This window comes from Pantoea sp. AN62 (assembly GCF_050432985.1).
Lineage (GTDB): Bacteria > Pseudomonadota > Gammaproteobacteria > Enterobacterales > Enterobacteriaceae > Pantoea > Pantoea brenneri.
On sequence record NZ_JBNPYB010000012.1, the window covers coordinates 46,933 to 59,384 of the forward strand.

General features: G+C 59.9%; 7 protein-coding genes. 6 read left to right on the forward strand and 1 reads right to left on the reverse strand.

Going from position 1 to position 12,452, the window contains the following annotated elements:
• The first annotated feature begins 74 nt into the window (after positions 1-74).
• Positions 75-1,361, forward strand: coding sequence for an aminopeptidase PepB (gene pepB / locus FHW04_RS15040; RefSeq protein ID WP_069728703.1), 1,287 nt, complete (start codon positions 75-77; stop codon positions 1,359-1,361).
• A gap of 47 nt (positions 1,362-1,408) precedes the next feature.
• Positions 1,409-2,173 carry an enhanced serine sensitivity protein SseB gene (gene sseB, locus FHW04_RS15045; RefSeq protein ID WP_089561669.1) on the forward strand — a complete coding sequence of 255 codons (765 nt, stop codon included), beginning with the start codon at positions 1,409-1,411 and terminating at the stop codon, positions 2,171-2,173.
• A 34-nt stretch (positions 2,174-2,207) separates the two neighbouring features.
• Here the strand turns inward: sseB and sseA are convergent, their stop codons facing one another.
• Positions 2,208-3,050: a 3-mercaptopyruvate sulfurtransferase gene (gene sseA / locus FHW04_RS15050; protein WP_046288169.1), complete on the reverse strand. Its 843-nt coding sequence runs from the start codon at positions 3,048-3,050 to the stop codon at positions 2,208-2,210.
• Positions 3,051-3,195: 145 nt separating this feature from the next.
• Between sseA and FHW04_RS15055 the strand changes: the two genes are divergently transcribed.
• The 4 genes from FHW04_RS15055 (at position 3,196) to FHW04_RS15070 (ending at position 12,384) form a co-directional block, all read left to right on the forward strand.
• Positions 3,196-8,088, forward strand: a complete 4,893-nt coding sequence (locus FHW04_RS15055) for an alpha-2-macroglobulin family protein (protein ID WP_179420092.1) — start codon at positions 3,196-3,198, stop codon at positions 8,086-8,088.
• 12 nt (positions 8,089-8,100) lie between these two features.
• Positions 8,101-10,422, forward strand: coding sequence for a peptidoglycan glycosyltransferase PbpC (gene pbpC / locus FHW04_RS15060; protein ID WP_089561670.1), 2,322 nt, complete (start codon positions 8,101-8,103; stop codon positions 10,420-10,422).
• Positions 10,423-10,597: 175 nt separating this feature from the next.
• Positions 10,598-11,029: a nucleoside-diphosphate kinase gene (gene ndk, locus FHW04_RS15065; protein ID WP_003848684.1), complete on the forward strand. Its 432-nt coding sequence runs from the start codon at positions 10,598-10,600 to the stop codon at positions 11,027-11,029.
• A 185-nt stretch (positions 11,030-11,214) separates the two neighbouring features.
• Positions 11,215-12,384, forward strand: a complete 1,170-nt coding sequence (locus tag FHW04_RS15070) for a bifunctional tRNA (adenosine(37)-C2)-methyltransferase TrmG/ribosomal RNA large subunit methyltransferase RlmN (RefSeq protein WP_031377788.1) — start codon at positions 11,215-11,217, stop codon at positions 12,382-12,384.
• Positions 12,385-12,452: the final 68 nt, after the last annotated feature.

The window sequence follows — 12,452 nt, forward strand, 5'->3', positions numbered from 1 at the left end:
TGTATTTAACATATTATTAAAGCCACTTTAACAATCAGGCTGGATGAAACGAATAACGTCTATGGAGCTTCGCGATGACCACACAACCGATGAACATCACTCTTAGCAGCCAGCCCGCCGATGCGCGCTGGGGCGAAAAAGCCATTCTGAGCAGCAACGACAGCGGCATGACGCTGCACCTGACCGGCGCGGATGCGCTGATGACCATTCAGCGTGCCGGTCGCAAACTGGATAGCCAGGGGATCCGCCATGTGGCGCTGACCGGCGAAGGCTGGCACCTTGAACAATGCTGGGCGTTCTGGCAGGGCTACCGCGGTCCGAAAGGGCAGCGTCAGGTTGACTGGCCGACGCTGGGCGAGCACGAGCAGGCAGAATTTGATCGCCGGCTGAAAATTATCGACTGGGTACGCAACACCATCAACCTGCCAGCCGAAGAGCTGGGACCGGAGCAGCTGGCGCACACCGCCATCGATCTGATCAGTGAAGTGGGCGGCAGTGCTGTCAGCTATCGCATCACCAAAGGTGACGATCTGCGGGTGCAGGGCTACATGGGCCTGCATACGGTAGGACGCGGCTCCAGCCGTCCGCCGGTGCTGCTGGCGCTCGACTTCAATCCGACCGGTGACGACAACGCGCCGGTGTACGCCTGTCTGGTCGGCAAAGGCATTACCTTCGACACCGGCGGCTACAGCATGAAGCAGAGCAGCTTCATGGACTCAATGAAGTCTGACATGGGCGGCGCGGCCACCGTGACGGGCGCGCTGGCGATGGCGATTGCCCGCGGTCTCAACAAACGCGTGAAGCTTTACCTCTGCTGCGCCGACAATATGGTCAGCAGCAACGCCTTTAAACTGGGCGATATCATTCGCTATCGCAATGGCAAATCGGTGGAAGTGATGAACACCGACGCCGAAGGTCGACTGGTGCTGGCTGATGGCTTAATCGACGCCAGCGAGCAGCAACCGACGCTGCTGATCGATGCTGCCACCCTGACCGGCGCAGCCAAAACCGCGCTGGGCAATGATTACCACGCACTGTTCACCTTTGATGAGGTACTGGCGCAGTCGCTGATGGGCAGCGCAGTCAGCGAGAACGAGCCGTTCTGGCGTCTGCCGCTGGCCGAGTTCCATCGCAGCCATCTGCCGTCTAACTTTGCCGATCTCAATAACATTGCCAGCCCGGCGCATGCGGCCGGTGCCAGCAGCGCGGCGGCGTTCCTCTCTTATTTCGTCAGCAACTACCAGCAGGGCTGGCTGCATATCGACTGTTCTGCGACCTACCGCAAAAGCGCGGTCGATCAGTGGGCTGCCGGTGCTACCGGCCTCGGCGTGCGGACGCTGGCTAACCTGTTACTGAAATAAGTGCTATTCAGCGGTGGCGGGTGCTGCCGCGTATTTAGAGAGTGAATATGAACCGTCTTGAAGAGGTGCTGAAGCTGGCCGCTACCGAGCCCGCTCACCGGCCCGAATTTTTTCAACTGCTGCTGGAATCAGACGTCTGGGTGCCGGGCGAAAGCACGGCACAGCAACTCGATGCCAGTACGCCGGTGGATCTGCAGCACTGGGAAAAAGAGGATGGCAGCAGCATCATTCCGTTTTTCAGTTCAGAACAGGCGATGAGCGACGCGGTCAGCAGCGAGCAGGCTTATCTGCGTCTGCCGGTGCGCACGCTGTTTGAAATGACCCGCGGCGAAACGCTGTTTCTCAATCCTAAATTACCGACCGGCAAAGAGTTCTCGCCTGCCGAAATCACTCATCTGCTGGCGGAAGAGGGCAGCGCCCTGAGTCAGCAAACGGTGCTGGACGGCGGGCAGTCGCTGCTGTTATCTGAAGTGGCGGAACCGCCAGCGCAGATGGTTGATTCGCTGACCCAGCTATTCAGCAAATATAAACAGGTGCGCCGCGCGTTTATCGCCAGCATCCGTGAACGGGCCGATGAAGCGCCGAATCTGCTGATTGGTATTGAAGCGGACAGCGATATTGAAGCGATTATTCAGGCGGCGGGCAGCGTGGCGATGGATACGCTGCCGGACGATGCGCCGGTCGACTTATGCGAAGTGACGGTGGAGGATCGTGGCATCAGCCATTTCTTCACCGCACATATTACCCCGTTCTATGAACGTCGCTGGGGCAGTTTCCTGCGCGACTTCAAAGGCAGCGAACGCATCATCTGATGAAAAAAGAGCGGCGCAGTGGCCGCTCTTTTTTTTATTTCGCAATCGGCAGATCGTCGCGGCTACCCCATTCGCTCCACGAACCGTCGTAGATGGCGGTCTGACGTGCGCCCAGCGCGGTCAGCGCCAGAATCACCACGGCTGCCGTAACGCCCGAACCACAGCTGGCCACCACCGGTTTGTCCAGTTCAACCCCGGCACGGGCAAACAGATCGCGCAGTTCAGCCAGCGGTTTCAGTTCGCCATTCACCACCAGGCTATTCCATGGCACGTTCAGGCTATTTGGAACGTGGCCGCGCAGCAGACCGGGACGCGGTTCATCCACTTCGGCGTTAAAACGGTTTGCCGCGCGCGCATCCACCAGCTGTGCGCCGCCTTCATGACTGATCAGCAGCACGTCATTGAGCCGACGGACCTGGCTTTCATCATAGCTGGCCTCAAACTCACCTTCCGCCAGTGACACCGGGCCGCTCTCAAGGGCAAAACCGGCCGCTTTCCAGCCCTGCAGGCCGCCAGCCAGAATCGACACCTGGGCAGCGCCATACAGGCGCAGCATCCACCAGGCGCGTGGGGCCGAGAACAGATTCCCCTCGTCATAGACCACCAGATGTTTGTCGCTGCTGATACCCAGTTCACGCATCGCCACGGCAAAACGCTCGGGGCGCGACAGCATGTGCGGGTAAGGGCTGGTGTGATCCGACAGTTCTTCAATATTGAAAAACGGTGCATCAGGCAGATGGCCAGCCAGATATTCGGCATTCACATCCCGGACCGCTTCCTGACCAGGCGGCAGCATCCGGCTATCCAGCACCTGCAGGTTCTCATCATGATAGTGTTCCTGTAACCAGTCGGCGGACACAAACAGTGGCGTCGTCATAACAACCTCATCTCAGTTATCTGTGCTGTCAGTGTCGGGCAATGCGGGCGCCATCTCAAGAGAAGCGTTGATTAAATGCGAGCATTGAGATGAAATTGCGCAGCGTTATAAAACAACTCCCCTGGGGCCCGGTGAAGGATTTACCATGAAAAAACGCATTAACCGACTGCTGATCGGCCTGCTGATCGGCGGCTCGCTGCTGGCGACGGCAGCCGTGCCGGTTTTCACTGTCAGCGCAGCGGAAACGACTGCCACGCAGGTCAGCAAACCGCTGACTCTCCTCGACCTCTCTGAGCTTCAGCTTGATGGCGCCGCCGCGCTGGTCTTAACCTTTAATCAGCCGCTGGATGATAAACAGGATCTTACGCAAAAAGTCAGGCTGACCGACGATAAACTGGGTCAGGTTGACGGTGGCTGGGAGCTGTCTGACTACCGCAAAGCGCTGCGCTTTCGCCATCCCCAGCCGTCGCGTCAGTTTACCGTTACGGTAGAAGCGGGATTGCGTGCGGCCAGCGGAGAGACGCTGGCGGCCGGCTTCAGCAAAAAAATCACTACCCGTGATATCGAACCGATGGTCGGTTTTGCCAGCCGTGGCTCGCTGCTGCCGCTGCGTCTCACTCAGGGATTACCGGTGCTGGCGCTGAATATCGACCAGGTGGATGTGGATTTTTTCCGGATAAAAAATGCCGGTCTGGCGGCGTTTCTTGCCGAATGGAATGACGGCAATAACCTCTCAAGCTGGCAATCTCAGTCGTTACTGAAAAGCAGTCAGCTGGTTTATAGCGGACGTTTTGAACTCAACCCGGCACGTAATACCCGTGAAAAGCTGCAGTTGCCACTACAGGATATTACCCCGCTGCAGCAGCCGGGCGTCTATCTGGCGGTGATGAAACAGGCGGGCACCTATCACTACAGCATGCCTGCCACGCTGTTTACCCTGAGCGATATTGGACTGTCACTGCATCGCTTTCCCACGCAGCTTGAACTGTTCGCCCAGAGCCTGGAAAACGGCAAGCCGCTTGCTGACGTCAGCGTCAGGCTGCTGAACGAAAAAGGCCAGGTACTGCAAAGCGGCACCAGCGACAGCAACGGGCATCTGCGTCTGAAGGCGGATGAGAAGGGCCGGTTACTGCTGGCGATGCAGGGCGAGCAGACCTCGCTGATCGATCTGGCGCGTCCGGCACTGGATCTGGCCGAGTTTCCGGTGACCGGGCCGCAGGGCTATGACAAACAGCTGTTTGTGTTTGGTCCACGGAATATCTATCGCCCGGGCGAAACGGTGATCGTCACTGCGCTATTACGGGATGCCGACGGCAAACCGCTGCCGGCCCAGCCGGTGAAAGCCGAGCTGGTCCAGCCCGATGGTCAGGTGATGCGTACCTTTGTCTGGCAGCCGCAGGACGGTTTTTATCAGCAGCGGTTCACGCTGCCCGACGCGTCGATGACCGGTGACTGGCAGCTGCGGCTGAATACCGGTGACAACCTGAAGCGGCAATGGACGTTCCACGTCGAGGATTTTCTGCCGGAACGCATGGCGTTGACCCTGAAAACCGATCCTCAGCCGCAACCTGCCGATGCTGATATCGCCTTCGATATTGAGGGCCGTTACCTGTATGGCGCCCCGGCAGCCGGTAACGCGTTGCAGGGTGAGCTTTATCTGCGCCCGGCGCGGGAGGCGGTCGCTGCTCTGCCGGGTTACCAGTTTGGTGATATCACCGAGCAGGGCCTCAGGCGCACGCTGGATGAAGTCGATCTGAAGCTGGATGCCAACGGCAAGGCCCGGCTCACGGTCGATAATCAGTGGGATCAATTGCATTCACCGCTCAATCTGATTCTGCAGGCCAGCCTGCTGGAAACCGGTGGGCGGCCGGTTACCCGCCGTGCCACGACCGCCATCTGGCCAGCCGAGGCACTGCCCGGTATTCGTCCGCTGTTTGCCAGTAAAGCGGTGTATGACTACCGCAGTGACAGCTATCACGACGAGCCTACCGTGCCGGAAAACAGCCTGGCAGAGTTTGACCTCGTTTATGCCAACAGCCAGGGCGTAAAGCTGGCGGCTGACAAACTGGTGGTGCGATTAATCCGCGAACGGCGCGATTACTACTGGAGCTTTTCTGACAGCGAAGGCTGGCAGTCGCGTTACGATGCCAAAGACCTGCAGGAAGATGAACGCGTGATCACTCTGCCGGCGGGCGGCGGCAGCAAGGTGGGCTTCCCGGTCGAGTGGGGCAGTTACCGGCTTGAGGTGCAGGCGGGCGAAAAGATCGTCAGCAGCGTACGTTTTCAGGCGGGTTATGACTGGCAGGATAATACCAATGGCACCGGGGCACTGCGCCCGGATCAGGTAAAACTGAAGCTGGATAAAGCGGCGTATCAGCCTGGCGAAACGGTGCATCTGCAGGTGGAGTCTCCGACAGCCGGTAAAGGCTATCTGATGGTGGAGTCGAGCAGCGGTACGCTGTGGTGGCAGCCGTTAACCGTGCCACAGGGTGGCACCCAGGTTGACGTGCCGATTGCCGACAGCTGGCAGCGTCACGATCTCTACTTTAGTGCCATCGTGGTGCGCGACGGCGATAAGGTCAGCGGGGCGACGCCAAAACGCGCGGTCGGACTGCTGCATCTGCCAATGGCGACCGAGGCGCGGCGACTCAATCTGACGCTGGATACGCCCGCCACCCTCCGGCCTGAGCAGAACCTGACGGTGAAAGTGCAGGCCAGCCGCGATGGCGGCCCCCTGCCTGAGAAGGTGCAGGTGCTGCTGTCGGCGGTCGACAGTGGCGTGCTGAGCGTGACCGATTACCAGACGCCCGACCCGTGGCAGGCGTTTTTCGGTCGTAAACGCTATAACGTCGATCAGTATGACGTGTTCGGCCAGCTGATTGAGGGCGGGGGGCGACTGGCGACGCTGCGCTTTGGCGGTGATGGCGAAGATCCTTCCAATACGCGCGGTGGTAAAAAGCCGCTTACCCACGTCAATATTGTGGCGCAGCAATTACAGGTTGTGACGCTGGATAAAGAGGGCAAAGGTACCCTTACGCTGCCGATCCCGGCGTTTAACGGTGAGCTGCGACTGATGGCGCAGGCCTGGAGTGACGACAGCTTCGGCGTTGCAGAGCGCAAAGTGGTGGTGGCAGCGCCGCTGGTCAGTGAACTGGCGACACCGCGCTTTCTTGCCAGCGGCGACCAGGCCTCCCTGGCGCTGGACGTTACCAACCTGACCGATCTGCCACAGACTCTGAAAGTGGATGTGGCAGCCAGTGGCCTGATCGGACTGACGGGGGCCGCCAGTCAGACTATCAGTCTGGCAAAAGGCGCTCGCACTACCCTGCAGATACCGGTGACGGCGAAAAACGGTTTTGGCGACGGTGAGGTCGCGGTGCAGATCAGCGGACTGAATCTGCCTGGCGAGCAGCTACGGCCCAGCAAACAGCAGTGGAAGATCGGCGTCAGGCCGCCTTATCCTGCCCAGACCCTCAATTTTGATGCGGTGATTACCCCCGATCGGCCGTGGCAGGTGGCGGCTGCGGCGTTTACCGGTCTCGACAGCCAGACGCTGACCGGGCAACTGACGCTGAGTAATCGGCCGCCGTTAAATCTCGCCAGCTATATCAGCGCGCTGTATGCCTATCCTTACGGTTGTCTGGAGCAGACCGCCAGCGGCCTGTGGCCTTCGCTCTACACCAGCCAGGCGCAGCTCAGTGCGATGGGAATTAAAACCAGCACTGATGAGGCGCGGCGGGCGGCGGTGGATACCGGCATCGCCCGGCTGGCAGGCATGCAGCGCGCGGACGGCAGCTTCGGTTTATGGGGTAAACAGAGCGAAGAGGAGTTCTGGTTAACCGCTTACGTGACCGATTTTCTGCTGCGTGCCAGCGAGGCGGGTTATGCGTTGCCTGACGACCTGATCGCCCGTGCCAATGCCCGGCTGCTGCGCTACTTACAGGACCCGGCGCAGATCACTGCCAGCGGCAGTAACCAGCCTGACGCATTGCGCTTCAGCGTGCAGGCCTACGCCGGCCTGGTACTGGCGCGGCAGCAGCGCGCGCCGCTGGGTGCTCTGCGAGCGCTGTATGAAAAGCGTGATCAGAGCCGATCGGGGCTGGCGCTGATGCAGCTCGGGGTGGCGCTGAAGCTGATGGGGGATGCCCAGCGGTCGCAGCTGGCGGTCGCGCAGGCTGCCAGCCTGACGCGCCCTGACGATAGCTGGATCGGAGACTACGGCAGCACGGTACGCGATCAGGGCATGATGATTGCGCTGTTAGCGGAAAACCAGCTACAGCCGGATCTGCAAAACAGCCTGCTGCTGTCGCTGTCGAAAGAGCTTAATGGTAAACGCGGGTTCTCGACGCAGGAGAATAACGCGCTCTATCTGGCTGCGCGCACCTTGCAAACGGCTCAGGGTCAGAGCTGGCAGGCGAACATCGTGGGCAAGCCGCAACCGGTAACCGGCCATGCGCCGTTAAACAGCGGACTGGATGCTCAGCAGCTGACGCAGGGCGTGACGATAAGCAATCCGGGCCCGGCGGCCCTGTATGGCAACCTGAACGTGGTGGGGTATCCGCTGAGCCCGCCAGCGCCGGTCAGCCAGCAGCTGGCGATCAAACGGGAGTACTTCACCCTCGACGGCAAAGCTGCCGATCTCAGCCAACTGCGCAGCGGTGAGCTGCTGGTGGTACGTCTGACCGTTTCAGCCAGACGCGACATCAGCGATGCGCTGGTGGTGGATTTACTGCCTGCCGGACTGGAGCTGGAAAATCAGAATCTGGCCGACAGCAGCGCCAGCCTGGGTGACAGCACGGATGCGTTAAAAGAGAGCATGATGGATATGCAGCAGGTTAACCTCCGGCATATTGAGTTCCGTGACGATCGCTTTGTCGCCGCGCTGGCTGTTGATAGCTATCGTCCTGCGACGCTGATCTATCTGGCGCGGGCCGTCACGCCAGGCACTTACCGGATGCCACCGCCGCAGGTGGAATCGATGTATGTTCCTGAGTGGCACGCCATCGGCAGTACGCCGCCGCCGATGAATGTCCGGTAAGCGGATGGCAGGGTGTTGAACATCCGAACGGCTAAAAAGCGGTGGCTGGCGCTGCCGCTTTTTTTACTGATGTTGCTGCTGGCTCTGTGGGGGCTGGATCGGCTCTCTCCGTTACCGCTTAAGCAACCACAGCCAGCGCGCGTGGTGGTGGCCGCCGACGGTACGCCGCTGTGGCGCTTCGCCGATCGTCAGGGGATCTGGCGCTATCCGGTCACGCCAGAAGAGGTTTCGCCCGCTTACCTGCAGGCATTACTGACTTACGAAGATCGCTGGTTCTGGTATCACCCTGGCGTCAATCCGCTGGCCCTGCTGCGCGCCGCCTGGCAGGATCTGCGGCACCGTAGCGTGATTTCCGGTGGCAGCACCTTAACTATGCAGGTGGCACGGCTTATTGACCCCCAGCCGCGGACGCTAAAGGGCAAGCTGATTCAGGCCTGGCGTGCGCTGCAGCTGGAGTGGCACCTTTCCAAACGCGATATCCTGACTCTCTACCTCAACCGGGCACCGTTTGGCGGCACGCTGGAAGGCGTCGGCGCCGCAAGCTGGAGCTGGCTGGGCAAATCGCCCGCTGAGCTGACCCGCGGCGAGGCCGCCTTGCTGGCGGTGTTGCCACAGGCTCCCAGCCGGTTACGGCCGGATCGCTGGCCGGCGCGGGCCGAAGCCGCCCGCAACAAAGTGCTGGATCGGCTGGCGCAGTACCGCGTCTGGTCGCCTCAGCAGGTGGCTGAAATCCGACAGGAGCCGGTCTGGCTTCCGCCGAGACAGATGCCACAGATGGCGCCCTTACTGGCCCGGCGTCTGCTGTCGATCAGCGACCGTGAAAAGATTGTCTCGACCCTCGATCCGTCGTTGCAGCGTCAGCTGGAAAGCATGGCGCTGAACATTAAAAGCCAGCTTCCACCGCGCACCTCGCTGGCGGTGCTGGTAGTCGATCACACCACCATGGCGGTACAGGGATATGTCGGTTCCGCCGACTTTGGCGATGACAGCCGCTTTGGTCAGGTGGATATGATCGCCAGCGTGCGGTCGCCCGGCTCGGTGTTAAAACCCTTTGTCTATGGCATGGCGCTCGATGATGGCCTGATCCATGCAGAATCACTGTTGCAGGATGTACCGCGTCGCGTCGGCGACTACCGGCCGGGTAATTTCGACAGCGGTTTTCATGGCCCGGTCAGCGCCAGCGAGGCGTTAGTGCGCTCACTTAACCTGCCTGCCGTTCAGCTACTGGAGGCGCTGGGACCCAAAAATGTGGCGGCCCGTCTGCGTAATGTCGGGCTCAATTTACGTTTTCCAGCCGGTTCGGGGCCTAATCTGTCGCTGATCCTCGGGGGCACGGGGGCGAGAATGGACGAAGTGGTAGCGGCTTACAGTGCCTTTGCCCGTCACGGCAACGCCGGTCAGCTGCGCTGGATGCCCGATCAGCCGTTGCAGCAGCGACCGCTACTGTCGCCTGGCGCGGCATGGATTATCCGCCGCATTCTGGCAGGTGAGGCGCAGCCAGCGGCTAACGGCAGCGAACCGGCGGTGGTTCCGCTGGCGTGGAAAACCGGCACCAGCTACGGCTACCGCGATGCCTGGGCGGTTGCAGTGAATCCGCGCTACCTGATTGGCGTCTGGGTCGGACGACCGGATGCGACGCCGGTGGCCGGTCAGTCAGGCGTGGCCTCGGCGGTACCGGTGATGAATCAGATTAACAGCATCCTGATGAGCCGCTTAGCCGGGCAGGAATGGCCTGCCGATCCGTGTCCAGCCTCGGTAACGGTTGCCGCTATCTGCTGGCCTGGCGGCCAGCCACTGCCGGTGGGCGATCAGAATTGCCGGCAGCGGCGGCAGAGCTGGGTGCTCAACGACACGCTGCCGCCCACGCTGCTGGCCGCCGGGCAGGAGAGCCTCAGCGGCTTGCGGTTACGCTACTGGCAAAACGACCGGGGATTGCGGGTGGCGGCGGATTGCCCACAGGCCAGCAGCCGTGAACGCCTGATGTGGCCGCTGCCGCTGGAGGCCTGGCTGCCACCCCAGGAACGCCGGGCGCAGCGCTTACCGCCAATCGATCCGCACTGTCCTCCGTTGGAGCAGGGCAGCAGCGCACCGCTGATCGTTACCGGCGTGATTGACGGACAGCGGGTGCAGCCGCTGCCGGGCAATCCGGTCCTGGTACTGCCGGTGGCGGTGCAGGGTGGACAAGGCACCGCGCGCTGGTGGTTTCTCAACGGTCAGCCACAGCCAGGCCAGAACGGCACGCTGTCGCTGCATCTCGATCGTCCGGGCGACTATCAGCTGGTGGTGATGGATGAAGCGGGTCAACTGGCCACCGTCACCTTCAGCCGCCTGTGATGCTTTTTTACGCTAAATCAGAGTTGCGCCCGCTTTGCTTCGATTCAGATCAAGATTTTTCAATAAATTGCGGATCTCTGATAGGCAACGCCAGGCTCTGCCCCTATAATCGGCGCCGTTTCTTAGCCGGGGCGTGCGCCCCCGGTTTCTTCAGGACGTCAAGACAGAGGTCATCATGGCAATCGAACGTACTTTTTCTATCATCAAGCCAAACGCCGTCGCTAAAAACGTGATCGGTGCCATCTACAACCGTTTTGAAAGCGCAGGCTTCAAAATCGTTGGCGCAAAAATGCTGCAGCTGAGCAAAGAGCAGGCTGAAGGTTTCTACGCTGAACATCAGGGCAAGCCATTCTTCGACGGTCTGGTTGAATTCATGACCTCTGGTCCGGTAGTGGTTTCTGTACTGGAAGGCGAAAACGCCGTTCAGCGTCACCGTGACCTGATGGGTGCGACTAACCCGGCAAACGCACTGGCCGGCACCCTGCGTGCTGACTACGCTGACAGCTTCACCGAGAACGCGACCCACGGTTCAGATTCTGCAGAATCTGCTGCCCGTGAAATCGCCTACTTCTTCGGCGAAAACGAAATCTGCCCGCGTACCCGTTAATCGCCTGGCGATAAACCACCGGCTGGCTTTACAAAAATCTGCCTGAGGGAGGCGACTCCCGCCTGTTATCAGGCCGCAGATGTTGTACAATATTGCGCCTTCATTAACTCCGCTTGATGAAGGCGCATTTTTTTACCTATTCATGAACAGCGCCATAACGTGTAACAACGAGGCCAGAGAACATTATGTCCGAACAGATTGTGACGTCCGCGTCCGCATCCCCGATTGTTGTTTCCCCCAAGAGCCAAAAAATTAACCTGCTGGATCTCAACCGTCAGCAGATGCGCGAATTCTTCCTGTCGCTCGGCGAAAAGCCGTTCCGCGCTGACCAGGTCATGAAGTGGATCTATCACTACTGCTGCGATGACTTCGAGCAGATGACCGACATCAACAAAAAGCTGCGTACCCGGCTGATGGAGCTGACGGAAATCCGCGCCCCGGAAGTGGCGGAAGAGATGCGCTCCACCGATGGCACCATTAAATGGGCGATCCGCGTTGGCGATCAGCTGGTGGAAACCGTCTACATCCCGGAAGGCGACCGCGCCACGCTGTGCGTCTCTTCACAGGTGGGCTGTGCGCTGGAGTGTAAATTCTGTTCGACCGCTCAGCAGGGCTTTAACCGTAACCTGCGGGTTTCAGAAATTATTGGTCAGGTATGGCGCGCGGCGAAAATTGTCGGCGCGGCCAAAATCACCGGCCAGCGTCCCATCACCAACGTGGTGATGATGGGCATGGGTGAGCCACTGCTCAACCTCAATAACGTGGTGCCCGCCATGGAGATCATGCTGGATGACTTCGGTTTCGGTTTATCGAAGCGTCGTGTGACCCTTTCGACCTCTGGCGTCGTGCCTGCGCTCGACAAACTGGGCGATATGATTGACGTCGCGCTGGCGATCTCGCTGCACGCGCCGAACGACAAGTTGCGTGACGACATCGTCCCGATCAACAAAAAATACAATATCGAAACCTTCCTGGCGGCGGTGAAACGCTACATTGGTAAGTCGAATGCCAACCAGGGTCGCGTCACTATCGAGTACGTGTTGCTGGATCATGTCAATGACAGCACTGACGATGCGCATGAGCTTGCCGCATTACTGAAAGATACGCCGTGCAAAATCAACCTGATTCCGTGGAACCCCTTCCCGGGCGCACCGTACGGCCGCAGCTCTAACAGCCGCATCGATCGCTTCTCTAAAGTGCTGATGGACTACGGTTTCACCACTATCGTGCGTAAAACCCGTGGCGACGATATTGATGCCGCCTGCGGTCAGCTGGCAGGTGAAGTTATCGACCGTACCAAACGTACCCTGCGCAAAAAGATGGCCGGTGAAGCGATATCTGTGAAAGCGCTCTGAAAGGCTGACCGTTAACGTTTCCTGAGGGTGACGCGCGTGGCAGGCTGTACGCTGCTAACGTCAACCGG